We start from the raw sequence: 26,918 nt of genomic DNA, 5'->3' as shown, positions 1-26,918 counted from the left end.
ATTTATAATTCCCATCTTACTACAGCGGAATATTGTCGTGCTTCTTGATCGGCATCGACTGTTGTTTATTCTTCAGGGTTTCAAACGCCCGTGCCACGCGGCGGCGGGTGTTGTGGGGCATGATCACATCGTCGATAAAGCCGCGCTCGGCTGCCACGAACGGGTTGGCGAAACGGTCTTCATAATCTTTGGTGCGTTTGGCGATTTTTTCTGCGTCGCCCAACTCGGAGCGATAAAGAATCTCGGTTGCACCCTTGGCACCCATCACGGCGATTTCCGCAGTGGGCCAGGCATAGTTCACATCCGCGCGGATATGCTTGGAGGCCATCACGTCATAAGCGCCGCCATAGGCTTTGCGGGTGATGACGGTGACTTTGGGCACGGTCGCCTCCGCATAAGCGAACAGCAATTTCGCGCCATGCTTGATGATGCCGCCATATTCCTGTGCGGTGCCGGGCAAAAAGCCGGGCACATCAACCAGGGTGAGGATCGGAATATTGAAGCTATCGCAAAAGCGCACAAAGCGGGCCGCTTTTTTCGCCGAGTTAATGTCGAGACACCCGGCCAGGACCAAAGGCTGGTTGGCCACCACGCCCACAGACTGGCCGTTAATGCGCACAAAGCCCGTAACGATGTTGCCCGCATGGTCCTTTTGAAGCTCCAAAAACTCGCCTTCATCAGCGATTTTGTGGATCACTTCTTTCATATCATATGGCACGTTGGGGCTATCAGGAATGATGGTATCAAGGCTCATTTCTGGCCGATCCACCACATCATTCACATCCACCTTTGGCGCTTTTTCCTGCGCATTCAACGGCAGATAATCAAATAGTCGACGGACCTCCAACAACGTCTCAACATCATTGTCGAAGGCCGCGTCGGCCACGGAGGAAATCTTTGTGTGCGTGCTCGCCCCACCCAATTCTTCTTGCGTCACCGTTTCGTTGGTCACGGTTTTCACCACGTCCGGCCCCGTCACAAACATATAGCTTGTGTCCTTCACCATATAGATGAAGTCGGTCATCGCCGGAGAGTAAACTGCGCCGCCCGCACAGGGCCCCATAATCACAGAGATTTGCGGCACGGCACCGGAGGCCATCACATTGCGCAAGAACACGTCGGCATACCCACCGAGGGAAGCCACACCTTCCTGAATACGCGCGCCGCCACTATCGTTCAGTCCGATCACCGGGGCACCATTTTGCACTGCCAATTCCATGATCTTGCAAATCTTTTGCGCATGGGTTTCGGACAAGGAGCCGCCAAACACGGTGAAATCCTGTGAAAACACATAGGTGAGCCGCCCATTAATAGTGCCCCACCCGGTCACCACGCCATCACCCGGCACAATATTTTCTTCCATGCCAAAATCGGTGCAGCGATGGGTGACAAACATGTCATATTCTTCAAAGCTGCCGGGATCGAGCAACACAGAAAGCCGTTCCCGCGCGGTCAATTTGCCTTTGCCGTGCTGGGTATCAATGCGGCGCTGGCCGCCGCCAAGGCGTGCGCCTGCGCGCTTTTGTTCAAGCTGCTCGATGATTTCCTGCATGTGCGCCCCCAAAGAGATAGACAAAAATGAATTAAATCGCGATGGACCGACCCTAGCAAAGCAGGCAGAAGTTTAAAGGCCTATAAGTGTAAACAGGAACACTCTTTTAACATTGTAAATTGTAAACTTGTGTAATTTGTGTAATTCTGATGAAAAGGTGGGTGTGGCCATGCCATTCGCCGCGTCGTCATTCCCGCGCAGGCGCGAATCCAGGGTGAAAGTCGGCAGTGAAATCGTAGGCGTTTTGCGCCTTGGCCACTCCTGCCTGGATTGTCGGGCTCTGTTTCGCGCTCACGCCGCGCGGCTGGCCCGACAATGACGAGAAAGGCCGGTTGGCGGCATACAAAAAGCCACCGCATGGCACCAATCGGCGGGGGTGCCGGGGTAGTGAGCAAAGCGAACGACGGCGGCGCGAAAAAAGAGCCGAGGATGCCGGGGACGGGAGTGCAGTGACCGGTGGCGACAAGAAAGGGACATGATGGCACAACGCAAAATATTTGCAGGCGTAAAGCTGAGAGCCCTGCGGGAGCAACACAAGCTGACCCAAGCCGAATTCGCGGCACGGCTGGACATTTCCACCTCTTACGTCAACCAGCTCGAAAACAACCAACGCCCCGTCACCGCAGCGATCATGCTGGCGCTGGCCGAAACATTCAATGTCGATGTCACCAGCCTTTTGGCCGACAAATCAGACCGGATGATCATTGACCTGAAGGAGATTTTTGCCGACCCGCTTTTTGCCGATAACCCGCCCGGCCTGCAGGAAATGAAGTCCCTCGCCACCAACACGCCACAAACCGCCCACGCCTTTATGCGGCTCTATGAAGCCTATCGAAAATCCAATGAGCGCATGGCGGGCGTTGACGATGTCCTGATGCGCGAACAGGCGGGCAATCTGCAAACCTCCTATGAAGAAGTGCGCGATTTCTTCCACTATGCCGACAATTATATCGATCCGCTGGACCGGGCGGCCGAAGATTTAGCCATTGAACTGGGCCTGAATGGTTATGACAAGCTGGAGCGGCTGGTGGATTATTGCCAGCGTGCCCACGACCTTACGGTTGAGTTTGTGATCCCCAACAAACGCGACATGATCCGGCAGTTTGACCGGACGCGGCGCGTGATCCGCCTCAACACCACGCTGGAGAAATCCACTCAGTTTTTCCAACTCGCCAACCAGCTGGCCCTGCTGGAACAAACCTCGCTGATCAATCAGATCTTGGCCGATGCCAATTTCAAGCGCGACGAGGCCCGCGCCATCTGCCGCATTGGGTTGGCCAACTATTATGCCGGGGCGCTGCTGATGCCCTATCAGCAGTTTTTGAAAGAGGCGCAAGCCGTCCGCTACGATATTGAAATCATGGCTCAACGCTTTGGCGCCAGCCTCGAGCAAGTCGCCCACCGCCTTTCCACTCTGCAGCGCCCGCAATTGCGCGGCATCCCATTCTTCTTTGCGCGGGTGGATCAGGCAGGCACCATCACCAAGCGCCACTCGGCAACGGCATTGCAATTTGCGCGGTTCGGCGGCGCCTGTCCGCTTTGGAATGTGCACCGCGCCTTTGAATCGCCACAGCGGATCATCCGCCAACGCGCCGAAACGCCGGATGGCAAACGTTATTTATGCCTTGCCTGGGCCAGCGAAAAACGCGCCGGCGGTTTCCGCCAACCCACGCGCCGCTATGCCTATGCACTGGGCTGCGAGATTGATCATGCCAGCCAACTTGTCTATTCGGACGATCTGGACATTGGCAAAGAGGCCGCCTTCGATCCCATCGGCGTCTCCTGCCGCACCTGCGAACGCCGCAACTGCACCCAACGGTCCGTGCCCCCGATCGCCGCCGAAATTTCCATTACGCCAGACGACCGCAATGTCGTGCCCTATGAGATTAACTAGCGCCCAGCTAATCGAAATTCACGCACAACCTAAAATGGCACTATTGTGAATGTCGCATGCGATTTCTGTTGCAAATCACACGAATTTTTGGCAGACTAACTATAGGGATAAAGGTCCTCGGAAACGCGGAAACTATCAGCAATTACAATTGGTTGAAGCCTTTTCGCACTTACGATGAGAATAGCTTCGCGTTCTGAGTGATACCCGCCCCAAACCAACGCCGTATTTTATACAGAATGTCGACTTCTGGATGATTTAGTGCGTCCGGATATGGGCGGCAGGCATATATCTCCCACACAACAAAAAGCGCGGGAAAATCCCGCGCCATCTGTTTCGCCCAGTAATAAATCTTAGGCTTGTATATCGACCAGGCGGCCCGTGCCATCGGCAGGTGGCGCTTTGGTTTCGTCGGTTTTCTTTTCGGCAAACTCATCGAATGCCGTTTTTTTCGCCTCAAGCTGCTCCACTTCGCCCTTTTCCTTCGCAGGTGGGGCGGGCGGCTCAGACCGTACATATTGTGCGGGTTGGCTCACCGCTGAAATTGAACTCATTCTGCGTCTCCTTCGATCAGCATGATGGATTGCCTTTTGGAAAAGACAATTGTCCACCGCTGAGCATAGAGGCAGCACAATAAGGGGCGATTAGGGGAATAGGTCGCATTTGATGAAAATCTTATTCAGCTTCATCATGCCAATCTTCTATAAGAATTAGGCAGAGCAAGGGATTCGCAAGTATCCTATCTCGCTTAGGTATGTCGTACTTTAAAACATGGTGATATCCAGCACTCAAAATGTAACAGCCAATTGAAAACGTCATCGAATACACCCAGATTATCAGGAATATGAAATATAGAGGCACAGCTGCATAGTCGATCCACGTGTTAAACTGTGTTCGTATAATTAGAGCCGCCAAGAGACAGACAATAGATACGAGCAGAATTCTATTTACTTGCTTTTTCTTCATTCGACTTCCTGTCACACAGCGTTGGTCCAGATGCTTAATGCCAAACTACATAATAAAGAAGTTGGCACAAACTCGGTATTTGACAAAGCTTCAGCGTAGCTCATGCGCCGGACTATAAGAGAAAACCGCTACCAACCAAACCAGCTTAAGGCACAAAGCCCTCATCGCTGCCAAGCGCGCTGACCTTCTCCTCAAGAAACGATTTAAACGCCCGCACCCGAGTGGGCATCAGGCGTCGGTCGGCATAGATCATAAAGACATGGCGCATCTCTGTTTCATAGTCGGGCAGGATTTGTTCAAGCCGCCCTTCGCGCAGGGGCTGCTGCATATAAAACAGCGGGCCATACATGATGCCCATCCCCCGAATGGCGGCATCGACCACCATGCGGATGGAATTGATGCTATAGCGCGGGGTTGGGAAAAATTCAAAGCGGGTGCCCTGCTGCAAAAAGGCCCATGCCTTTTGCGGGTCAGAGGTGAGCAAGTCAAACTCTTGCAGCTGCGCCGGCACTTCAGGCCTGCCTTTTGCCGCCAGATAGCTGGGGGCTGCGGCGACGCACATTTGCGTATCCAGCAATTTGCGCTGCACCAGGCTGGGCTGGGTGGGCGGCACCACGACCAGGGATAAATCCAGCTGATCTTCGACAAAATACTGGTCGGAAATGGCAAACTTAATTTGAATATCCACCTGCGGGTGTTGGGACATAAACTCCAGCGCCCAACCATGCATATAGTCGATCGCCATACTCTCCGGGCATGAAACGCGGATGGAGCCGGACAGGACATCCGCCCGGTCATTCAAAGCGGAAAGCTGCTCCTGAAGTTGCGAAAAGTCGTCGCTCAGCGTGTTGTAATAACGCTCGCCATCCACCGTCAGCTTGAACTGCTTGGCGTGACGATGCACCAATTTATGCCCGACCTCCTCTTCCAACTGTGCCAAATGCCGCGACAAGGTGGGGGCCGAAAGCCCCAGCTTTTGCGCAGCCTTGGTGAGGCTGCCCGCCCGCACCATTTCGCAAAAACTATAAAGAGCATTGAGATCCATTGATTTCATTTATGAAAACTTACTTTGCAATATTGGCTATTTTTATCGCAATAATGAAAACATATATTCACCGCATCACCAAGAAAAAAGGTTTTGAGATGAACAAACTTCCCGCAAAATTCCGCCAGCCCATTGTTGGGCTCGGCATCATGATCGTCATGCTCTCCAGCCTGCCCGCCATTCTGGTGTCGCAAAATCTGCCACCCCAAGCCGACTTTGGCAGCGCCTATTTCAGCGCCATCGGCCAGATGGTGCCCTATGCGGTGCCATTGGGGATCGGGTCTGCGATCTTTTTCAACCTTGTGGCCAATATTTTTGTAGAGAAAGTACGCTAGGAATCAAAAAGTCCCCGCGCCGAAACGCGGGGACAAACTTCATATTCAAGACGATTAAACTTCGTCTTCCTTGCTGACATAGTCTTTCAGCAATTTTTCGTTTTTCGCTGTTTCAAGCTTCGCAATCGTCTCGCTGGAGCGACGTTGGTCTGTGCGGTATTTCACCAAATTCACCAAGCTGCCCATCAACAAGACCACGCCCATTCCCCAATATCCCTTGGTGGAGAGATCAACAGGGGCCAAATAAAGCGACAGGGTCAAAAGGGCCAAAGCGCCAACAACACAAGCACCGTTGAACATAATATAGATTGCGTTTTCATCATTATTGTACATGGGATTATTCCTTTGTTTTAAAATAGAATTTCGGGTTTTCGGTTTAGTTTTGTTGTGATTTCAATCTGGCGATCACATCGGTCGCCTCAATTTTGGACTTTTCGCCAAATCCAGCCCGCGCCATTCGGTCGCCAATATCGGCTTTGCTCAAACTGCTGTCGATTTCATCCAGAATATTGCTCTCCTCCAGCGGATCGCTTGAGTTTGTGACCCGTGCAATCAAAGCCTCGGCCTCATGAATGGCGCTGCCATTCGACAAAGATCGATCCAATGATTTATGGGTGCGCCGATCTGCATCAATCGCCCGCGCGGTGATCAGGCCCTGCTTCAAATCAATGATGCGCCGATGTGCCTTTTCAACGGCCATTTTGGTGCGAGAAACACGCCGCTCCAACTCGTCCATCGTAGCGCGCCGGACAGTGGCCTCATTTTCGATATCTGCAATCGCTTCAGCCGCATCTTGCGCCAACTCATCCCGACCTGCGTCCAATGCAGCGGTTGCTCGTTTTTCTAAATCACGAGCGCGGACCGTAATGGAATTCAGGATTTTCTCCTCACTGCGTTGTCGCATAATCAAAGACGCCAAGGTCCGCTTTGCACCCGCCAGTCCGGCCTCTGCCTCCCGCACCTTTTGTTCAATCAACTCCACTGCATATTCATCAACAATTCGATCTTCCGCTTTCGCGCTAAAACTTTTCATCAAGGTCGAAAACATATTTATCATCGTGCCCTCCTTTATTTTGAACACCGTTCACAATTTCAATATAGACAATTTTGAACGTCGTTCAATATAAAAATTGAACGCCGTTCAAAAAAAATTCAAACCAAACGCCCTACATCTAGATTTAATATTTAGATTCAGGGACTTATTCAGTCCAAAAAAATTCTAATTTTTTCGATTTTTATAGGCTTGCAGGTGGATATCGACCAAATTATGCGCAATTTCGGCGATGTTCTGGTTCATAATAAGCTGCAGCCTGCCGGAATTTTCGAGCGACGACACGCTGTGCACACTTGCAAAGAGCAACCGACTGGCTTCTTGTGCCTGCTCTTCCGGCAAATCAGAACGTTCCGCCACGAAACAGGCTGTCAGCATGTGTATAAGGCCATCGATTTTGGCGACATACCATTCGGGCACTTCTGTGCCCGGCGCGCGTCGAAACTCAAACAGCGCATTCCAAAGGTTCTTGTTTCTTTGCACATAGTCCAAAAAAACATCAGCATAGCGATGCAAAGTGTCCCCGCTGAGCTCCCCTTCTTGTGCCTGAGAAAATGCCAACGCCAGCCCGTTCAACGTGCCGACATTCACCGCAGTGACAATTGCATCAAGGTCATCAAAATGATGATAGAGCGTGCCGGGCGCATACCCGATCTCCTTCGACAAGCGACGCGCAGACAGCTTATCCACCCCATCAGCAACGATAAGTTGGCGCGCGGCTGACACAATCAGCGCTTCCAATTCTTCTTTTGTGTGATCTGCACGTCTGGCCATTATGCCCTCGCTTTTTCTGAACAACGTTCAATTACGCCAATCTCAGCAACAAAACAAGACGAGTTACACATGAACTACCACAAAGACTGATCGATTTAACACGCTAGAGTGACAAAGCGTCGCTCTTGCCAACTCCCATGTTTAGCGATAGCGCTAGTGCACACATTGTCTGACAAAGGCGAGAAAATGGCTAAAGCGCAACAAACAGACCCTCAGCATAAATGGCACGAAGACATTCAAGCGGTGCTTTTGGGCACCCTTTTGATTGCCCTTGGCGTCAATATGTATAAGACCGCCATGCTGGGCACGGGCGGCATCAACGGGTTGGCGCTTCTGCTCTCCTATATTTCACCCCTGGAATTTGGTGTTCTGTTTTTTGCGCTCAACCTGCCCTTTTACTGGTTTGCCTATGTGCGCATCGGCCCCGCCTTCACGATCAAGACATTTGCGTCCGTGGCCCTGGTTTCGCTATTTGCCCAACTCACCCCGCAATGGATCAGCTTTGATATGCTTCACCCTGTTTATGCCAGCGTGATTGGCGGCGGTATTATTGGCGTGGGCTTGCTCATCCTGTTTCGCCACAAATCGGGCCTCGGTGGCGTGAACATTTTGGCGGTCTATTTGCAAGACCGTCACGGCATTCGCGCAGGCTATTTGCAAATGGGTGTGGACGCCGCCATTCTTTGCGGCTCATTCTTTGTGTTGAACTGGCAGCAGGTCTTGCTGTCCATTCTGGGCGCAGTGGTACTCAATCTGGTGATCGCCACCAACTTCCGACCCGGCCGCTATGTTGGATTTTCCGGCGCCTTCTTTGCGCAGAGCAAAACGAAAGACTAGGCCTCGCCCTCATAGAGCGGCAGGCTCACGCGGAAACAGGCCCCCTCGTCTTCGCCTTTGACCAACTCGATTTTGCCCTTCATGCGGGCAATAATTTGTGAAGAGATGGCAAGACCGAGACCCGACCCTGTCTGTCCGCTGCTCGCGCCGCGCTGCCCCCGGGCAAATTTTTCAAACACGCGCCGCCGGTCTTTGGCAGCAATGCCCGGCCCATTATCTTGAAAATCAATCAAAAGCCGCTTGCCGGTTTTGCTAAACCGCACTTCAACAAACGGTCGGTCAGCATCATTATATTTAATTGCATTGGTGATCAGATTGATAAACACCTGCGCCAAACGATCTGCGTGCCCCAGCACAAGCGCCTCAGCAGGCACATTATGGCGCTTGATGTTCATATTCTTTTGCCGGGCAAGGCTTTCACATACCGATACGGCGCGGTCCATCGCCGACACCACATCAACAGGCGTGTTGGTCCACACCTTTTCGCCCCGCTCCAATGCACTCAAATCTAAGATCTCATCCAACAATTGGGTCAAGCGCAGGCTTTCCGTGTGAATTGTCGATAAGAAGCGTTGCCGCTCACCAGCGTCCAGCTCTTCCGGCTCCAGCAATATTTCTGAAAATGAACGGATCGAGGTCATCGGGGTGCGCACTTCATGGCTCACTTGTGATAAAAACTCGTCCTTCTGCTGGTCAAGCTCCCGCAATTTGGCATTGGCATCCTGTAGCTTTTCAGCCGTTAGCCGCAACTCTTCAGACTTTTGCTCCAATTGCTGCGAATATTCGATGACCTGCTGGGTTTCATCGGCGATTTTCATCACTTCTTGCAGCGATATGCTTTCGCCAGACACCACTTGCGAAATCATCACGTGTGCCGACGCCGCACCAATGGACCCCGCCAACTCCTTTTCCAGTAAGGCGATAAACTCTGGGGTTGGCTCCAAACTGGTTCGACTGCGCCCTTGCTCGCGTGCAAAACTGTCAAACACAGCCCCGGCCCGCGCGGCCCCCAACACTCGCTGCGCCACGAAGAAGAGATCATTTGTGGCCGCTGACGTGCGCATAAACCTTGTTTCAATGCCTGGCATCCGACGAAACGCATCTACAAACAACGCGCTTTGAATGCGCTCCAACACCGATTGTGAAGTGGACAAAGACACAAGGATCAAGGCGATCGTGTTGGCAAACAAACTCCAAAACACCGAATGCACCAAGGGATCCATCCCTTCTAACCCGAACAGAGCTTGCGGCTTCAAAAACGCGATCCCATAGGGTCCATTTTGCACCCACTGCGCCACCCAGACGCTGGATTCCTCAAAGCTGGGCAAAAACATCGAATAGGCCCACACCACAAAGCCGATGAATAGGCCTGCGCCTGCACCCTTGGCTGTGGCATCTCGCCAAAACAAAGCCGCGACAATCGCGGGCAATGTTTGCGCAACCCCGGCAAACGAAATCAAACCGATACGTGCCAGCGCACCCGACCCATTGGTGAGCCAGAAATACAAAAAGCCCAATCCCAAAATCACACAGATGGAAATGCGCCGACTGGTGAGCAAAAGATCCGTCACCCCGCCGCCATCCTCTTCACCGCTGCGGCCAGGCAAGCGCAACGCGATGGGCACCACAATATGGTTAGACACCATGATCGAGAGCGCTATCGAGGCGATAATGATCATCGACGTCGCCGAGGAGAACCCGCCAATAAAGGCGAACAATGCCAAGCCCTCTTGCCCAAAATTAAGCGGCAATGTCAGCACGAACATATCCGGATCACTGCCCGGCGGCAGCATCGCTGTGCCCACAATCGCAATGGGCAATGTGAAAATGCTCATGGCAAATAAATAGAGCGGGAACGCCCAACTGGCGGTGCGCAAATGGTTCTCGTTGGAGTTTTCGACCACCGTGATTTGAAACTGGCGCGGCAAACAGATGATCGCCGCCGCCGATAAAATGGTCATTGCCACCCATCGGCCGTTGAACCCGCCATATTGAAACGCATTGATTTGCGCCGCATCTGCGCGGGCAAACACATCACGGAACCCGTCGCCCAGCCCAAACACCACAAAGATGCCGATGGACAAAAGCGCAATCAGCTTAATGATCGCCTCAAACGCAATCGCGGCCACCACACCGTGATGCTGCTCTTTCGCATCCACATTTCGCGTGCCGAACAGAATGGTAAAAATCGCCATGGCCACGGCAACACCCAACGCAAGGCGCACATCATCCACATTCAACCCGGGCTGATCCACATTGTCGCCCAAGGTCATCACATTGAGGCTGGAGGTGATCGCCTTAAGCTGCAGCGCAATATAAGGCGTGGTGCCAATTACGGCGATCAATGTCACCAACACCGCAAGCCGCGAGCTTTTGCCAAAGCGGGACGAAATCAAATCGGCAAGCGAAGTGATCCGCTGGGTGCGCCCCACCCGCACCAATTTGCGCAGGCCAAACCACCAGCCCACAAACACAAGCGTAGGGCCAAGATAAATGGTAAAAATCTCATAGCCTGTGCGCGCGGCAGACCCAACCGCCCCGTAAAAGGTCCAACTGGTGCAATAAACAGAAATGGCGAGCGTGTAGATAAGCGGCGAGCGCAAAAACTTGCCCGCCTCACCCTTTGCCCATCGCTCGCTGAAATAGGCCAGCGCAAACAAGAGCACCACATAGCCAAGGGCAATCAGAATGATCAGATTGGTCGCAATCATAACTCGCGATCCCGTTCCAATCGTTCAGGGCGCTGTTCGGGGTCCACCCGCGGCAGCAAGCGCGACAACGCAAACGCGGCCACAATCAAAAAAAGCCAAACGCCAAACAGATAGGTAAAAATGATCGGCAAGCCAAAAACCGTGCCGCCCCGGTCAAATAAGTGCACAATTGGCGGCATGACCAATATCGCACCCAAGATCGGCAGAAAAAAGCCAAACCCTTCGCTGCGCCGCCGATTCGCCATCAATCCAACCCTTGCTCGTCGCCGATCAGGGCTTTGACCGCCCCAACCACATCGCTATTGGCATAGGGCTTGGTGACAAAACTGTTTGCCCCCAACTCTTCGGCAATGCGTCGATCCTGCGCTTGCCCCTTCGCTGTAAGCATCAGTACGGGCAGATGAAGCGTTTGCTCGTCTTGCCGCAGCAGCTTGAGCACCTCAAAGCCAGACTTTTTGGGCAACATCACATCGAGCACGACAACGCGCGGCTTGATCTCGCGCACCGCCCGCAACGCCTCTTCACCGTCTTGTGCGGCCTGCGTCGACCACCCCGCACGACGCAGGATAAAGTCAAGGGAGTCCAGAATACTGGGCTCGTCCTCAACAATCAGGACATCAATAGTCACAAATTCCTCCTCCTCACAACTGAACCTCCCAATTCAGTTGCCCCCGAAACATAGGGCGAAAACTAGCTTCCGCCAATATCGAAATTGATTTCTGTTAACGGTAGCCGCACCGTATGCTCTCCGCCCGCCCCCGTAAACATTTCTTCTTGTCGACTTTCGCATGAGCGACGAATGCACATTCGGCAGGTGGGGCCCACCGGCACATCCACTTGCGGATTATCAAGGCTCATGCCTTTGCCATATACGGTTTGGTCGGCATAGAGCACATCACACACCAACATCACCGAGGTATAAAGCGGGCGCGATTGAAAACGATCTGCGCGCTTGGCAAAAGATTTCGCCAGCATCAAATAACGTCCCCCATCCGGATAGCTCACGGTCTGCCGCACCACATCATTTGGATGGCGGAACGCGTCAAACAACGTCCAAAGCGGGCAACCATGCCCGGCATTGGGCCATGCCATGCCCGGCAATGGAAAATGCTTCGATAGCCGACCGGAAGGATCCGCCCGCAAAAAACCAAATGGAATCCCCTCTGCGCCGGGCCGCCGCAAAGTCACCAACCTATGCGCCACCTGCTCAAAACTGGCGGCATAGCGCTGGCTCAAATAGTCAATGTCATAAGAGCTTTGCTCGGCCTCACGCAAAAAGTCCTCATAGGGAAAGATGATCGCCCCCGCCAAATAAGAGCCCAATGCTCGAATCGCCAATCGACGTGAAGCTGCGGAACTCAATCGTTCATCCTTGGCCAAAGCGATTAACTCATCACGCCCTCTCAGCTCACTGTAAAGCCGCGCCATTTGAAACTGTCGCGTGGCCAACGTGGCACTGCCTTGAAACCAAAGCACCTTATCTTTTGCATCAAAGCGATATTGCATCGGAAAGCCTGTTTCTGTGCCTCCCAATTCCGCCACACGTTTGGTGGTGATACCGAACTCGGTTTCCAACTGCACCGCCAGCTCGGCTTCAACAACGCTGCCGCGCCGGGCAAATCCTGCCCGCAACGCCGCAGCTTTTTCCTCCAGGGTCGGAAAATAGTTCTTTTCTTCCACAATCAAATCATCAAGCTCACGGGCCGGCGTGAGCGAACGATTGCGCCCCGCTTCACCTTCAAACTGATCGATCAAGGTTTGCGCCACGTCAGAGAGCGCACGGCTCTCCCGCGACACCATGCCATGAAAACGCTGCTGCTCCGCCAATTCAAGATCAGGCACGTCAGTCAAAATCTCGGCTGACGAGCGAACGGCCGTTATCTGCGACAACATCTGGTGCAGCAAGTCTGCCAAAAGCGGGTCTGATTTAAGCCTGTTTGAATAAGCCTCCGCTTCCGCGACCGCTTCAGCATAAGCGCGATAGGTTTGATGCAATGCCCGCGCAGCCCGCGGGTTGGTGGCCACCAAATCGCGTGCCTCCGCGCTGCCCATTTTCAGCGATTCTAACGCGGGGTCAGAAAAAATTTCCTCCAGCGCGCTGAGCAATCTTTGTTCATTTTCACCGGTCAGCTCATCAAGAGAGATGTCCAACTTGAGCGCAATCGTTTGTAAAAGCGTGCCCCCTACATCTCGTTTATTGGCCTCAATCAAATTCAAATAGCTAGGCGAAATGCCAATCGACTTCGCAAAATTGCTTTGCGAGTAACCCAAAGATTTCCGCTGGTTACGGATTTTCAGTCCTATTGGCGCGCGCATATTTCCACCCTTAGAATGCCACAATTTGTAAAAAAATTTACAAGCATTTGTAAAAATAAGTACATCATTTTACAAAATTTTCCTTATATTACAATAATCTATTGAAAAATTTTCAAAACTCCCGCTTAATCTGCCCTGATGCAGCGCATGGGAGTTCATTTTATGGAAGCGCGCATTAATTCAAAGGAGGAGAATAATGACTGAACGCAAGGATGGCCCTTCACGCCGTCGAGTTCTTAAGGGCGCTGCCGCTGGTCTCGTGACCGCTGGCGTTGCCCCAACCATCATCACCAGTGCCTATGCTCAGGAATATCGCAACAAGCCAACTGGCGACAGCGTAACCCTTGGCTTTAACGTGCCACAAACTGGCTCATATGCTGACGAAGGCGCTGACGAACTGCGTGCTTTTGAGTTGGCTGTTGAGCATTTGAACGGCGAAGGTGATGGCGGCATGCTAAACACCATGCAGCCTTCATCTCTGACAGGTAACGGCATTTTGGGCAAAAAAGTTGCCTATGTGACTGGTGACACGCAAACCAAATCTGACGCTGCGCGGGCTTCTGCCAAGCGGATGATCGAAAAAGATGGCGCCCTGATGATTTCAGGCGGTTCATCTTCAGGTGTGGCGATTGCGGTGCAAGGCCTTTGCCAAGAGATGGGCACCATCTTTATGGCCGGTTTGACCCACTCAAACGATACAACAGGTAAAGATAAGCGCCGCTATGGTTTCCGGCACTTCTTTAACGCCTATATGTCTGGTGCAGCACTTGGCCCCGTTTTGGGCGAAGAATATGGCACAGACCGTCGTGCCTATCACCTAACAGCCGACTACACTTGGGGCTGGACACAAGAAGAATCCATGAAAAATGCCACCGAGGCATTGGGCTGGGAAACTGTTGAAACAGTGAAAACCCCAGTGGGCGCTGGTGACTTCTCTCAATATATCACACCTGTGTTGAACTCAGGCGCTGACGTATTGATCTTGAACCACTACGGCCGTGACATGGTGAACTCACTCACCCAAGCGGTTCAGTTCGGTCTGCGTGACCGTCAAGCCAATGGCAAAGATTTCCAAATCGTTGTGCCATTGTTCTCACGCTTGATGGCGCAAGGTGCGGGCGACAACATTAAGGGCATTTTGGGTTCAACCAACTGGAACTGGTCACTACAAGACGCTGGTTCACAGGCCTTTGTGAAATCGTTTGGTGCGAAATATGGCTTCCCACCATCAATGGCGGCCCATACTTGCTACGTTCAGACACTGCTTTATGCCGATGCATGTGAGCGTGCTGGCAGCTTCTATCCACCAGATGTGATTAGAGCTCTTGAAGGTCACAAGTTCGACGGTATGGGCAATGGCGCTACCGAATATCGTGCAGAAGACCACCAGTGCTTTAAAGACGTATTGGTTGTGCGCGGTAGCGAGAACCCAACATCTCAGTTCGACTTGCTCAATGTGGTTAAACAAGTTCCACGTTCACAAGTTGAATATGATGCCTCCATCTTTGGTGGCGAGTTGGGACCATACGAAGTCTCTATGTAAAAATAGAAAATTGGTTTGTCGGGGCGGTACAGCCGCCCCGGCTTTCGGGGCTTTTGTCGGTGGGGGAGTTACCACATGGACGCGATATTTCTTCAGTTTTTAAACGGTCTAGATAAAGGCGGCGCCTATGCGTTGATCGCCCTGGGCCTCACCCTAGTTTTCGGCACGTTGGGCGTTGTGAACTTCGCCCACGGGGCCCTGTTTATGCTTGGTGCGTTTTGTGCGGTAACCCTGCGCAAAATCCTGACCATGCAGAAAGTTGTTCTTGATGAGGAAAACTTGACCGCATGGGGTACACCCACCGAAATTCGCACGACTTATGTAGAAACATGGTTTGGCGATTTTGGCACCCAGCTGGTCAACTACTCCGTTCCCTTAGCCATCTTATTGGCCATACCCGTCATGTTGGTGGTGGGCGTTGTGATGGAACGCGGCCTGATCAAGCATTTCTATCGCCGCCCCCACGCTGAGCAGATCTTGGTGACCTTTGGTCTGGCCATTGTGTTGCAAGAAATCATCAAACATTATTTCGGCGCCAACCCTATTCCGCAGCCTATGCCATCTAATCTGGCTGGCGCGGCAGACATTGGCGTGATGATGGGCATGGACCCCAATATTATTGTTTATCCATGGTGGCGTCTTGTCTATTTCGCCTTCTCCGTGATCGTGATCGGCGCAGTATTTGCCTTCTTGCAATTCACCACCTTCGGTATGGTTGTGCGCGCTGGCATGGCAGACCGGGAGACCGTTGGCCTGATCGGCATCGATATCGACAAGCGCTTCACCGCCATGTTCGGCTTGGCCGCAGTGGTCGCTGGTGTCGCTGGCGTGATGTACACCCCACTTCTGCCGCCTGATTATCACCTTGGCATGGACTTCTTGGTCCTGACCTTCGTGGTGGTGGTTGTGGGCGGCATGGGCTCGCTGCCCGGTGCTGTGCTCGCAGGCTTTATGCTCGGCATTTTGCAAAGCTTTGCCTCCATGACTGAGATCAAAGCCATTATTCCCGGCATTGACCAAATCATCATCTATCTTGTTGCTGTGATCATTTTGCTGGTGCGTCCACGCGGACTTTTGGGCCGCAAAGGCGTGATGGAAAGCTAAGGGAGAAAAACAATGAACTTTCAAGGCATCTTTTCCATGTCACGCAAAGACTTGACCACCTTGGTGATCTTTTCGATCGTGGTATTGGCGCTGCCCATCTGGCTGCAACCCTTTGGTGCAGCCTACCCCGACCTGATGCAGAAATTTGCCATCTTTGGCATTCTGGCCATCGGCTTCAACATCTTGTTCGGCCTCACTGGCTATCTCAGCTTTGGTCACGCGGCCTTCTTGGGCGTCGGCTCTTACACCGCCGTGTGGACATTTAAGCTGTTCTCCATGAACCCGATCCCCGCGCTAATCTTTGCGGTGATCCTGTCAGGCTTGTTTGCTCTTTTGATTGGCTATGTCAGCTTGCGCCGTTCAGGGATCTATTTCTCGATCCTCACGCTGGCCTTTGCCCAGATGTCCTATAATCTGGCCTATTCGGTACTGACCCCGATCACCAATGGTGAAACAGGTCTTCAGTTGGAGGCGGGCGATCCTCGCGTGTTGGACAGTATGTTTGTCGCAGAAGAAGCGGGCCTGCCCGTGTCCAATTTCTTTGGCATCGAAATGTCCGGCATCCCTGGCTTTTACTTCTGCGCGATCTTCTTGATCCTTGGGTTTTTCATCACCCAGCGCATCTTCGCCTCACCATTCGGCATGATGCTGCGCGGCATTAAATCCAACCAAACCCGGATGAACTATACCGGCTTTAACACACGCCCCTATACCCTCACTGCCTTTGTGATCTCAGGCATGTATGCGGGCTTGGCTGGTGGCCTAATGGCCGTAACCGACCCGTTGGCAGGTGCCGAGCGGATGCAGTGGACCGCCTCTGGCGAGATTGTGCTTATGACAATCCTCGGCGGTGTGGGCACGTTGGTTGGCCCGGTTATTGGCGCTTGGTTGATCAAATATTTCGAAAACATCTTTTCAAGCTTCAACGAGAGTGTGCTGCACAATCTGTTCGGCTTCTTGCCAGACGGCGTGGAAGGATTTGTTGTCGAACTGACTTCAATGTTTGTTGGTGAAGGCTGGCATTTGACCCTTGGTCTTGTGTTTGTCCTAGTCGTGACCTTCTTGCCTGGCGGCATGATGGAAGGCTATCGCCGGATCACCACCCTGTTCACCGGCGGTGGTGGCGATGGCGACAAAAAAGCCAAAGCTGACGACACCCAAACGCAACCAGCTGAATAGCCAAAGGAGCACATATTATGACGACCAGTAACGAAAATGTCGTTCTTCACGTTGCCGATGTGCACAAAACCTTTGGCGGTTTGCACGCACTCAGCGATATTGATCTGCAAATCGAAGAAGGCAAGACACACGCCATTATCGGCCCCAACGGGGCAGGTAAATCCACATTGCTGAACGTGGTTGTGGGCCGTTTGGCCCCAACACGCGGCGCCGTGGTCTTTGATGGCAAGGTGCTAACAGGCAAGCAACCCCACGAGATCAACCAAGTGGGCGTGGCTCGGGTGTTCCAAACACCTGAAATCTTCCCCGATCTCTCTGTGTTGCAAAATGTGATGGCGCCGGCCTTTGCCAAGCGCGATGGGTCATTCAAGCTAAACTTCTTGTCATCACTCGACGATGAGCATCAAATTCGCAAAGAAGCCGAAGAGATGCTCGAGGATATTGGCCTTAGCGAGCAAAAACTCATGAAGGCTGGCTCACTTTCACGCGGTGACAAGCGCCGCATGGAACTGGCCATGTGCCTCATGCAGCACCCCAAACTATTGTTGTTGGATGAGCCAACTGCTGGGATGTCACGCCACGACACCAATACAACCATTGAGCTTTTGAAAAAGATCAAAGAGCGTGGCATGACCAAAGTGATCATTGAGCACGACATGCATGTGGTGTTCTCATTGGCTGATAAGATCTCGGTGCTTGCGGGTGGGCGGATTATCGCCGAAGGTACACCAGAAGAAGTGCGCAACAACCCGAAAGTGCAAGAGGCATATTTGGGAGGGGCACACTGATGAACGCAATGACAACAGAAAGCAATATGATGAGCGATGCACAAGCCAAACAAAAAGAGGCACGGCCTTTTCTGTCGGTAAAAGATGTGCACGCCTATTACGGCGAAAGCTACATCGTGCAAGGGGTCAGCCTTGAGCTGCCCAAGGGCGAGATCTTGGCATTGCTGGGCCGAAATGGCGCTGGCAAAACCTCAACATTGCGCACCTTGGCACGGGTCGACGACCCGCAGCTAACACAAGGCGAAATCTGGTTGGATGGCGAACCCCTGCACCAAATGCGTGCCCACCAGGCAGCGCAATCGGGCCTGCAACTGGTGCCAGAAGATCGGCGGATTATTCAAGGCCTGACCGTTGAAGAAAACCTGACGCTAGCGCAAGTAGCGCCAGGCCATGGTTGGACCGTTGAACAAGTTTATGAGCGTTTCCCGCGTCTTGCTGAACGCCGCAATCAGGAAGGCGTGACCCTTTCTGGTGGCGAACAGCAAATGCTGGCCATTGGCCGCGCATTGATGCGGGATGTCAAACTCTTGCTCTTGGACGAGCCCTATGAAGGCTTGGCCCCAGTGATTGTGCAAGAGATTGAAAAGATCCTGTTGGAGATTAAAAAACTCGGGATCACAACAATTATCGTTGAGCAGAATGCGGTTGCCGCACTCAAGCTCGCCGATAAAGCGGTTATCTTTGACACAGGCATGGTGGTGTTTAGCGGCTCTGCCAAAGAAGTGTTGGATAACGAGCAATTGCGTCACGAGTATCTCGCCATCTAGGCGGGCTACCCGAACGCAAATGGTCGACCGGGTGCGATAGGGACCGGCCACCATTTTGAAGAAGTGTAACTTTAAAAATGGGCATTGCTGACCTTTGTGTTGGCAATGAGAGGGAAACTATGTCCGGCAAGACCTATCCGGTGTTTGAACAATGGGCGCAAGACGCCCACATCACCAAGCAACAATATGAAAACATGTATGCGCAATCGGTGAATGATCCCGATGGCTTTTGGGCTGAACAAGCCAAGCGGTTGGATTGGATCAAGCCGCCCAGCATCATTAAAAACACCAGCTTTGATCCCGTTTCGATCAAATGGTTTGAAGATGGTGTGCTCAATGTGGCGCAAAACTGTATTGATCGCCATTTAGATAAGCGCGGCGACCAGATCGCATTCTATTGGGAGCCTGATCACCCGGATCAACCAGCGCAGGCCATCACCTATACCCAATTGCATGAGCGGGTCTGTCGATTTGCCAATGTGCTCAAGGAACTGGGCGTGAAAAAGGGTGACCGCGTCACGCTTTACCTGCCCATGATCCCTGAAATCACCTACGCCATGCTGGCCTGTGCCCGCATCGGCGCCGTGCACTCCGTGGTATTCGCCGGCTTTTCGCCAGAGGCCCTGGCAGGGCGCATCAATGATTGTGACAGCACCATTGTCATCACAGCAGATGAAGGCCGTCGTGGCGGCAAATCCATCCCACTGAAAAAGAATGTGGATGATGCCCTGCCCCATGCCTTGGGCGTGGAAAAAGTTTTGGTGGTGGAGCACACCGGTGCAGACATCAAAATGAAAGGTGGCCGCGACGTATGGTGGCACGAAGCTGCGGCTGGCGCGGATGAATTTTGCGACATCGAGCCGATGAATGCAGAAGACCCGCTATTTATCCTTTATACCTCCGGCTCCACCGGCCAGCCTAAAGGCGTGGTGCACACGGCTGGCGGCTACCTCACCTATATTTCCCTCGCTCATGAAACCGTATTCAACTATGAGGATGGCGACATCTTTTGGTGTGGTGCCGACCTTGGTTGGATCACGGGACATAGCTTCACCCTTTATGCGCCACTTTCAAACGGTGCCACGTCGGTGATGTATGAAGGGGTGCCCAATTACCCAGATGCCTCACGTTTCTGGCAAATCATCGACAAATATCAGGTCAACCAGTTCTACACGGCCCCAACTGCCATTCGCGCGCTGATGGGCGCCGGCGACGATTTTGTGACCAAAACCAGCCGCAAATCGCTCAAACTGCTGGGCACGGCGGGCGAGCCGATCAACCCCGAAGCGTGGGAATGGTATTTCCACGTGGTGGGCGAAGGGCGCTGCCCTATCGTCGACACATGGTGGCAAACCGAAACCGGCGGTTGCATGATCACGCCGTTCCCCGGGGCGACCGACATGAAGCCAGGCGCGGCGACAACACCGTTTTTCGGCATCAAGCCGCAATTGGTGGACAATGACGGCAATGTGTTGGAGGGCGAGGCCGAGGGCAATCTATGCATTCTCGACAGCTGGCCCGCACAGGCCCGCACCATTTATGGCGACCATCAACGCTTTGTGGACACCTATTTCACCACCTATAGGGGCAAATATTTCACCTCTGACGGCTGCAAACGCGATGCGGATGGCGATTATTGGATCACCGGGCGTGTGGACGATGTGCTGAACGTGTCGGGCCACCGCATGGGCACGGCGGAAGTGGAAAGCGCGCTCGTGTCCCACGACATGGTCTCAGAAGCTGCTGTGGTGGGCTATCCCCATGATGTGAAGGGCCAAGGCATCTATGTCTATGTGACTCTGATGGCAGGTGTCGACCAAAGCGACGATTTGGCCAAAGATTTGCGCCAATGGGTACGCAAGGAAATTGGCCCCATCGCCACACCAGACCTGCTGCAATTTGCCCCAGACCTCCCCAAAACGAGGTCCGGCAAAATCATGCGGCGCATTCTGCGCAAAATCGCAGAAGACGATTTTTCAAACTTGGGCGACATTTCAACGCTGGCCGATCCATCTGTGGTCGAAAAGCTGATTGAAGAGCGCCAAAACAGATCGGCCTAAAGCAACTGTCCCCACTTTGTTTGGGCCGTATATGGGGCGCTTCCATCCTTGGGGCGCCCCTCAATTTTTGGCTGCGACAATATGAATTGCATCTGGATAAACCAAGCTGATCTGAACCAATAGACATCCGCACCTCAAACTGTTTTTATGTCTGTAAAACAGCTTGGTACAGCACATGACCTTCATTCAGCTACAACGCCGAACCAGCATCCTGCTTGCCCCATTGATTTTCGGACTTTCGCTATTTGGGCTGCTCCACGGCGCAGTGGCGCCTGACCCGCAGATCGCCACTACATTTCGCGGCACCGAGATGATCTTTTACGGCAATGGCCTGTACCACGATAACAGCCTCTTTTTCGCCGCCGGGTTTATCGCCCAGGACATCATTGTCCTGTTCCTCGTGACACCGCTGATTTGCCTGTCCATCTATCTTATGGCCAAGGAACGGGTGGCAGGCCATATTCTCAACTATGGCGTCCTTGGTTTTTTGCTCTATGCCTATGCAAGCCTTGCCTTTTCAGCCACTTATAACATTGCCTTTTTTGGGTATGTACTGGTGCTCAGCATTTGCCTTTTTGGGACATTCATTGCCCACAATGGCGTCATGTCCTGTTTAGAAAAAGGCGCCTTTGATAAAGCAAAAGCGACCCTACCGAACAAGGCACTGGCGATCTATTTGGTTTTAGCCGGTAGCATCACAGTATTTGTGTGGGCGGAACCGTTGATCACGGCGCTGATGTCCAACGAACCACCCAGCCGGCTCGATCATTATACCACCAAGTTCACGGAGGCCATCGACATGGCGATCATTGCGCCACTGTGCATGATCTCTGCCTTACTGGTTTTACGTCAACAATTGTTTGGGTTCGCCTTGGCGATCCCTCTGCTCGGCACAATCATTCTGCTGCTGCCGAGCATCTCGACAGCGACCTTTGTTCAGCTGTGGGCAGGCGTGGAGTTCACCACACCTGAAATTGTCGGGCCGATCGGCGGCTTTCTGATCCTTGGCCTTTGGGCCTTGTGGCTGATGATCAGAATGATTGCGCTCTTAGAAAAACAGGCAGCCTAAACCGCTTTGGAATGCCGGGCCGTGCCTTTACCAAAATAAGCATCGAAACTGGCGGCGATGGCGCGGACAAAAGGTTTGCCCTGCCCCACTACCGCAAAGCACTCATCGTCATTTTCGATAAAGCCATCTTCATGCTGCGCGGCAATCAAATTGGCTTCGCGCAGAATAGCTTTCGCGGCGTCGCCATAGCGGGCCACCAAGTCGGTTTTATCGAAAGAAAACTGACACATAAGCTGTTCAATCACATGGCCGCGCATACGGTCTTCTTCCGTAAGGGCATAGCCTTTACCTACCGCCAGTTCGCCTTTGTCGATCATCGCTTGATACTGACCCGTGGGCACCACATTTTGAATATAGCCGTGGCGGTTTTGACCAATGGCAGAGCCACCAAAGCCGATCATCGCGTCCGCTGGATCAACAGTATAGCCTTGGAAATTACGCCGCAGCGTCCCATTGCGAGCGGCAATTGCCATTTTGTCATGCGGCAGCGCAAAGTGATCAAACCCAACGCGGTCATAACCAGCATCCACCAACGCATCGGCAGCCAAAAGCGCATGTTCAAACCGCTCAATTGTGCCGGGCAACGCCGCTTCATCAATCATCTTTTGATGTGTTTTCATCCACGGCACATGGGCATACCCAAACAGGGCAATCCGGTCTGGCTGCAAAAAAGCGGTTTTGGCCACCGTGTCCATCAACCGCTCTGTTGTTTGAAACGGCAACCCGTAAAGCACATCAAGATTTACCGATTTGATTCCGTGCGCCCGCAACGCTTCCACTACGTCGCGCGTGATCTCAAAACTTTGTGGCCGATTGATCGCCTTTTGCACCACTTCAGAAAAGTCCTGCACCCCGATGCTGGCGCGCGTCAGACCAAAATCCACCATGCCTTTGATTTGTTCGGGCGTGACATCGCTCGGGTCAATCTCAATGGAGATTTCTGCATCATCAACAAAATCAAAATGCGTGCGCAATACGCCCCGCAATTTTGCAAAATCATCTGCTTGCAACAAGGTCGGCGACCCACCGCCCAAATGCAATGAAACCACTTTCAAACGATGGGGCAATTTTGCCGCCACCATTTCAATCTCTTTATAGAGGCGTTTCAAATAGGCCTGCACAGGCGCATATTTCAGCGTTTGCTTGGTGTTGCAGCCGCAAAACCAGCACAACCGATCACAAAACGGAATGTGGATGTAAAGCGAAAGTTTGTCTTCCGACTCAAAGCCGGACAACCATTTGGCATAAACGTCATTGTTTACCGTATTGGTGAAATGCGGCGCGGTTGGATAAGATGTGTAGCGCGGTACAGGCGCGGCATATTTTTCGATGAGTGCGTGGTCCATAATCGTCCCCTATTCTGTGACCACAACCTAGCAGCGCTAAAAAATCCTTCCTTGATCAAGGTCAAAAAGGGTGCAACAAAACAAACTCCAAATAATGCGCCGTTCGAGCCGCAAATAAGAAATTCAATTAGGGGTATTCATATGACCGACGCGCCGCAAAAAATATTTGATGGCCATAATGATATTTTGCTGAAATTGCTGGATGAATGCAAAGACGATCCCGTGCGTGGCTTCTTCACTCCGCGCGATGGGCAGCATATTGACCTGCAATCGGCGCAAGAAGGCGGCTTTGCTGGCGGCCTGTTTGCCATGTTCATTCCCCCTGAAGATGGCAAAAGCTACGAAAAAGCGCCGAGCCAAACCTATGCGATTGGCGAAACCAACAAGATGATCAAGCTGCTGCGCGACATTCAGCGCGCGTCAGACGGCCAGGTGAAAATCTGCAAGACGGTGAAAGAGATTGAAGAGGCGTTCGCCGGCAATCAGATGGCCCCCGTTTTGCACATCGAGGGCGCAGAGGCGGTCATGCCCGACATGTCTAATCTGGAAAATCTTTATAAGGAAGGTTTGCGCTCGCTTGGCCCCGTTTGGAGCCGCGAAAACGACTTTGCTTACGGCGTGCCGTTCAAATTCCCCGCTTCGCCTGACACGGGCCCGGGCCTGAAAGACGCAGGCGTTGAACTGGTCAAAGCCTGTAATCAACTTGGCATTGCCCTCGATTTGAGCCACATCAATGAAAAAGGCTTTTGGGATGTCGCCAAACATAGCGACATGCCGCTTATTGCCAGCCACTCAAACGCCCATGCCCTGTGCCAATCCACTCGCAATTTGCTGGACAAGCAGCTTGATGCGATCAAGGACACAGGTGGCATCGCCGGGCTGAATTTTGGCACCATTTTCCTAAACCCAAAAGGCGTGGCGGACAGCAAGGTGCCGCTCTCGGTCATGGTGGATCAAGTGCGCTATTTGGTCGACAAAATGGGCGTTGATCATGTGGGCATCGGCTCTGACTATGATGGCACCGGCGTTCCCAATGAGGTGAACAGCACAGCCAAACTACCAAATCTGGTCAACGCGCTTAAGGAAGCGGGCTTCAACCAGGACGAGCTGGATAAAATCACCCACAAAAACTGGTTCCGCGTGCTCGGTGATTGCTGGGCCGAATAGACGCACACATTTTTGAATATTTTAAAGGCGCATCCCTTAAATGGGCGTGCGCCTTTTTTGTGATCCCTGCACATGAATCGGCTTTGGCTCAACTGGCCCGCCAACACGCACGGGCCGTGGCGCAAAACGCCCTAGTGTCGCAATGCGATCATACATAACGATCGCCCCCGCCGTTGCCACATTCAGGCAAAAGCTTGTGGGTATTTTGATGATATGATCACACATCTCCATAATCTCAGGCGAAAGCGATGCCCGCTCTGGCCCTAAAATATAAGCTGCCTGCGTCGGGTGTCGAAAGCTCGGCAAATCAATCGCATCGTCGGTCAATTCAATGCCCACCAATTGGCAGCGGTCGGGCAGCGTGATGTCGTTTGGTTTATCCCAGGCGTAATAAGGCATGTTGGTCAATGATCGCGAGGTGTCCGACACCATATCATTCAACCGCAAACGCGAGGCCGCCACGGTAAAACAAAAGCTCGCACCGAACCCATGTCCGGTGCGCGCCAAATTACCAAAATTCTGCATTTTGGAAATCTTCTCTGCCCCAATGGCAAAATATCCGCGCATCGACTCACCCATTTTTCGAAAAAGGATTTAGACAGTTTCCGCCGTTTTGGGAAGGTCTGGCGCATCCTCAGGTGAGGTGAACGGCACAAATTTGATCAATATCAGCGCAACGATCCCCAATACCAACGTGATTGTGCCACCAAAAACAAAGGGCACGCCAATGTGATAAATCGAGGCCAGAGTTGCCCCGATAAAGGGGGCAGAAATCATGGCAATCAGCGACAAGCTCTCATTCACTGCCGTCACGCGCCCCATTTTTCCTGACGGCGTTTCAAGCTGCAACACCGTCCTTAGCGGCACAAATGTGCCTGTGCCGACAAACCCAACCACGAAAAAGGCCGCCACAAAAATGTAGGGATGGATGGACCAACCATAAATAGCGACACTGCCCAACAGCATCGTCATAGCAGACACAATGATCATCGATGGTCCGATCAACAGAAAGGGATGGATGTGGCGCTTCATGCTGCCCAAGGTCACAGCGCCCAGAATGCCCCCGCCGCCCACGGCAGCAACAGATATGCCCAAAATGGTGGCGTCAAAGCCCAATTCACGCGTGACAGGTCCAATCAACGTGTCATGCAAAAATATGGCAAAGAAACCCATGGCGCCAAGCATGATTGTCGTCCAAAGTGCGGGCGTTGAAAACACAATGGCAAACCCTGAAAGAATGTCGTTCAACATCGAGGCCTTGCCGCCTGCTTCTTGTTGGGCGTCATGATCTTCGGTTTGTTTTGCCTCAATTTTCCGAGGCAACGTCATGAAGATTGCCATCGCCAACAGCGATACAGCCCCGTTCACCCCAAAAACTGCTTGTGGACTAACCCAAATCAACAATGCGCCGCCAACCGCAGGCCCTGCCACCTTTGACGCCTGATTGATCACATGGCTCACACTATTGGTGGCCATCAATTCATCACGTTCGACCAACGCTTGGATCGCCACCTGCTTTGCTGGCGAGAAGAAGCTGTCAATCGATGACCTCAACGCAATAAGCGCCAACATGATTTCAGGCTGACTGGCAAATATCAAAGAGAACGTTGAAAGTGCGCGGCCCAAGTTCGACAGCACCAACACACTTTTGAGATCGCTACGATCAACAAGCGCGCCCGCAAGCGGCCCAACCAAGATGTAGGGAAGCGAAAACGAGACCGCAAACCACGCAAAATAGATCGTGTCGACTTGCCAGACATAAGTGAACAACGTGATGACGGCCACATAGTCGAGCCAATCGGCAAAGTCCGCGGGCAATTGCGCAGCCAATATGCGCCGCATATTCTTATTCTTCGGCAGTCTCACCTAAATATCCTCCCCAAAATATATCCTCAGATATAGGTTGGGGAGAAATAACGTCAACGTTTGATCAGTTAAATTCTGAAATCCGCTGCAATGTTGCAAGGGAAGACAAGCACGCCGCCACCGCCTCACGTCCCTTATTTTCCGCATCAGCAGAACTGCGGACCACCGCTTGTTCTTGGGTATAAGTGGTTAAAATACCGAAGCAAATCGGCACTTCGGTTTGAAGGCTTGCTTCCATAATCCCCATGGTCGCCCCAAGCGAAATAAATTCGAAATGTGCCGTGTCACCTTTGATCACGCAACCCAAGCAAGCCACACCATCATAGCGACCAGATTGGGCCAGCTTTTTTGCGATCAATGGCATTTCAAACGCGCCCGGCGCTTCAAACACATCCTCCTCGGCAAGGGCCAGCCCGGCTTCGGCAAGTTCCAAACGCGCACCATCCAGCAAGCCGTGAGTCACTTTGGGATTAAACTGGCTCACAACAATCGCCACGCGGGCATTATCGATGATTGTGGTTTCACCACGGGTCTTAATCGTCTCACTCATA

The 26,918-nt window shown here is 52.6% G+C and carries 25 protein-coding genes; 11 read left to right on the top strand and 14 right to left on the bottom strand.

The window, feature by feature from the left end; genetic code table 11:
- Nucleotides 1-19 precede the first annotated feature (19 nt).
- Nucleotides 20-1,552 (bottom strand): acyl-CoA carboxylase subunit beta, encoded by a 1,533-nt coding sequence (locus MXMO3_RS06090; protein WP_027834612.1) that lies wholly within the window; start codon nt 1,550-1,552, stop codon nt 20-22.
- Nucleotides 1,553-2,030: 478 nt separating this feature from the next.
- On the opposite strand from MXMO3_RS06090, the gene MXMO3_RS06080 reads away from it, so the two are divergent.
- Complete coding sequence (locus MXMO3_RS06080) at nt 2,031-3,446, top strand: helix-turn-helix domain-containing protein (RefSeq protein WP_027834613.1); 1,416 nt, start codon at nt 2,031-2,033, stop codon at nt 3,444-3,446.
- Nucleotides 3,447-3,796: 350 nt separating this feature from the next.
- Here the strand turns inward: MXMO3_RS06080 and MXMO3_RS06075 are convergent, their stop codons facing one another.
- A complete protein-coding gene (locus MXMO3_RS06075) occupies nt 3,797-3,997 on the bottom strand; it encodes a hypothetical protein (protein WP_027834614.1) in 201 nt (66 codons plus the stop codon).
- Nucleotides 3,998-4,554: 557 nt separating this feature from the next.
- Nucleotides 4,555-5,463, bottom strand: a complete 909-nt coding sequence (locus MXMO3_RS06065; protein ID WP_117395282.1) for a LysR family transcriptional regulator — start codon at nt 5,461-5,463, stop codon at nt 4,555-4,557.
- 89 nt (nt 5,464-5,552) lie between these two features.
- Here MXMO3_RS06065 and MXMO3_RS06060 point away from each other — a divergent pair, with 89 nt between their 5' ends.
- Nucleotides 5,553-5,789, top strand: coding sequence for a DUF2798 domain-containing protein (locus tag MXMO3_RS06060; protein ID WP_162889147.1), 237 nt, complete (start codon nt 5,553-5,555; stop codon nt 5,787-5,789).
- Nucleotides 5,790-5,843: 54 nt separating this feature from the next.
- Here MXMO3_RS06060 and MXMO3_RS06055 read toward each other — a convergent pair whose 3' ends face one another.
- The 3 genes from MXMO3_RS06055 to MXMO3_RS06045 form a co-directional block, all read right to left on the bottom strand.
- Nucleotides 5,844-6,122, bottom strand: coding sequence for a YiaA/YiaB family inner membrane protein (locus MXMO3_RS06055; protein WP_027834617.1), 279 nt, complete (start codon nt 6,120-6,122; stop codon nt 5,844-5,846).
- Nucleotides 6,123-6,165: 43 nt separating this feature from the next.
- Nucleotides 6,166-6,846 carry a PspA/IM30 family protein gene (locus MXMO3_RS06050; RefSeq protein WP_117395280.1) on the bottom strand — a complete coding sequence of 227 codons (681 nt, stop codon included), beginning with the start codon at nt 6,844-6,846 and terminating at the stop codon, nt 6,166-6,168.
- Nucleotides 6,847-7,008: 162 nt separating this feature from the next.
- Nucleotides 7,009-7,614 carry a TetR/AcrR family transcriptional regulator gene (locus tag MXMO3_RS06045; protein ID WP_027834619.1) on the bottom strand — a complete coding sequence of 202 codons (606 nt, stop codon included), beginning with the start codon at nt 7,612-7,614 and terminating at the stop codon, nt 7,009-7,011.
- Between the two features lie 186 nt (nt 7,615-7,800).
- Between MXMO3_RS06045 and MXMO3_RS06040 the strand changes: the two genes are divergently transcribed.
- Entirely contained in the window at nt 7,801-8,451 is a 651-nt protein-coding gene (locus tag MXMO3_RS06040; RefSeq protein ID WP_117396730.1) for a YitT family protein, read from the top strand.
- On the opposite strand, the gene MXMO3_RS06035 is transcribed toward MXMO3_RS06040, so the two are convergent.
- From MXMO3_RS06035 to MXMO3_RS06020, 4 genes are all read right to left on the bottom strand, one after another.
- On the bottom strand, nt 8,448-11,162 hold the full coding sequence (locus tag MXMO3_RS06035; protein WP_117395279.1) for an ATP-binding protein: 2,715 nt from the start codon (nt 11,160-11,162) through the stop codon (nt 8,448-8,450). The genes MXMO3_RS06040 and MXMO3_RS06035 overlap by 4 nt on opposite strands.
- The gene (locus MXMO3_RS06030; RefSeq protein WP_205468088.1) at nt 11,159-11,407 is read right to left on the bottom strand and encodes a hypothetical protein; all 249 of its coding nucleotides are present in this window, start codon (nt 11,405-11,407) and stop codon (nt 11,159-11,161) included. The genes MXMO3_RS06035 and MXMO3_RS06030 overlap by 4 nt, the downstream gene beginning before the upstream one ends.
- Nucleotides 11,407-11,790 carry a response regulator transcription factor gene (locus MXMO3_RS06025; protein ID WP_027834621.1) on the bottom strand — a complete coding sequence of 128 codons (384 nt, stop codon included), beginning with the start codon at nt 11,788-11,790 and terminating at the stop codon, nt 11,407-11,409. The genes MXMO3_RS06030 and MXMO3_RS06025 overlap by 1 nt, the downstream gene beginning before the upstream one ends.
- A 62-nt stretch (nt 11,791-11,852) precedes the next feature.
- Nucleotides 11,853-13,478 (bottom strand): helix-turn-helix domain-containing protein, encoded by a 1,626-nt coding sequence (locus MXMO3_RS06020; RefSeq protein WP_051213552.1) that lies wholly within the window; start codon nt 13,476-13,478, stop codon nt 11,853-11,855.
- A 196-nt stretch (nt 13,479-13,674) separates the two neighbouring features.
- Between MXMO3_RS06020 and MXMO3_RS06015 the strand changes: the two genes are divergently transcribed.
- From MXMO3_RS06015 to MXMO3_RS05985, 7 genes are all read left to right on the top strand, one after another.
- Complete coding sequence (locus MXMO3_RS06015) at nt 13,675-15,021, top strand: substrate-binding protein (RefSeq protein ID WP_027834622.1); 1,347 nt, start codon at nt 13,675-13,677, stop codon at nt 15,019-15,021.
- A 75-nt stretch (nt 15,022-15,096) separates the two neighbouring features.
- The gene (locus tag MXMO3_RS06010) at nt 15,097-16,125 is read left to right on the top strand and encodes a branched-chain amino acid ABC transporter permease (protein ID WP_027834623.1); all 1,029 of its coding nucleotides are present in this window, start codon (nt 15,097-15,099) and stop codon (nt 16,123-16,125) included.
- A gap of 12 nt (nt 16,126-16,137) precedes the next feature.
- Nucleotides 16,138-17,304 (top strand): branched-chain amino acid ABC transporter permease, encoded by a 1,167-nt coding sequence (locus MXMO3_RS06005; protein ID WP_027834624.1) that lies wholly within the window; start codon nt 16,138-16,140, stop codon nt 17,302-17,304.
- A gap of 17 nt (nt 17,305-17,321) precedes the next feature.
- Nucleotides 17,322-18,092, top strand: a complete 771-nt coding sequence (locus MXMO3_RS06000; protein WP_117395278.1) for an ABC transporter ATP-binding protein — start codon at nt 17,322-17,324, stop codon at nt 18,090-18,092.
- Nucleotides 18,092-18,859 (top strand): ABC transporter ATP-binding protein, encoded by a 768-nt coding sequence (locus MXMO3_RS05995; RefSeq protein ID WP_027834626.1) that lies wholly within the window; start codon nt 18,092-18,094, stop codon nt 18,857-18,859. Before MXMO3_RS06000 ends, MXMO3_RS05995 begins: the two co-directional genes overlap by 1 nt.
- 119 nt (nt 18,860-18,978) lie before the next feature.
- On the top strand, nt 18,979-20,919 hold the full coding sequence (acs, locus tag MXMO3_RS05990; protein ID WP_117395277.1) for an acetate--CoA ligase: 1,941 nt from the start codon (nt 18,979-18,981) through the stop codon (nt 20,917-20,919).
- A 175-nt stretch (nt 20,920-21,094) separates the two neighbouring features.
- Nucleotides 21,095-21,988: a hypothetical protein gene (locus MXMO3_RS05985; RefSeq protein WP_117395276.1), complete on the top strand. Its 894-nt coding sequence runs from the start codon at nt 21,095-21,097 to the stop codon at nt 21,986-21,988.
- Here MXMO3_RS05985 and hemN read toward each other — a convergent pair.
- Nucleotides 21,985-23,334, bottom strand: coding sequence for an oxygen-independent coproporphyrinogen III oxidase (gene hemN / locus MXMO3_RS05980; RefSeq protein ID WP_117395275.1), 1,350 nt, complete (start codon nt 23,332-23,334; stop codon nt 21,985-21,987). The genes MXMO3_RS05985 and hemN overlap by 4 nt on opposite strands.
- 141 nt (nt 23,335-23,475) lie before the next feature.
- Here hemN and MXMO3_RS05975 point away from each other — a divergent pair, with 141 nt between their 5' ends.
- Nucleotides 23,476-24,501, top strand: coding sequence for a dipeptidase (locus MXMO3_RS05975; RefSeq protein ID WP_027834630.1), 1,026 nt, complete (start codon nt 23,476-23,478; stop codon nt 24,499-24,501).
- Nucleotides 24,502-24,537: 36 nt separating this feature from the next.
- Here MXMO3_RS05975 and MXMO3_RS05970 read toward each other — a convergent pair whose 3' ends face one another.
- From MXMO3_RS05970 to ribH, 3 genes are all read right to left on the bottom strand, one after another.
- Nucleotides 24,538-25,068, bottom strand: coding sequence for an RNA methyltransferase (locus tag MXMO3_RS05970; protein WP_036221740.1), 531 nt, complete (start codon nt 25,066-25,068; stop codon nt 24,538-24,540).
- Between the two features lie 27 nt (nt 25,069-25,095).
- A complete protein-coding gene (locus MXMO3_RS05965) occupies nt 25,096-26,367 on the bottom strand; it encodes an MFS transporter (protein WP_162889146.1) in 1,272 nt (423 codons plus the stop codon).
- 64 nt (nt 26,368-26,431) lie between these two features.
- Nucleotides 26,432-26,917 carry a 6,7-dimethyl-8-ribityllumazine synthase gene (ribH, locus tag MXMO3_RS05960; RefSeq protein WP_117396728.1) on the bottom strand — a complete coding sequence of 162 codons (486 nt, stop codon included), beginning with the start codon at nt 26,915-26,917 and terminating at the stop codon, nt 26,432-26,434.
- Nucleotide 26,918: the final 1 nt, after the last annotated feature.

The sequence above is a fragment of the Maritalea myrionectae genome (assembly GCF_003433515.1).
GTDB lineage: Bacteria > Pseudomonadota > Alphaproteobacteria > Rhizobiales > Devosiaceae > Maritalea > Maritalea myrionectae.
This window is presented reverse-complemented; position numbering and strand designations above follow the sequence as displayed.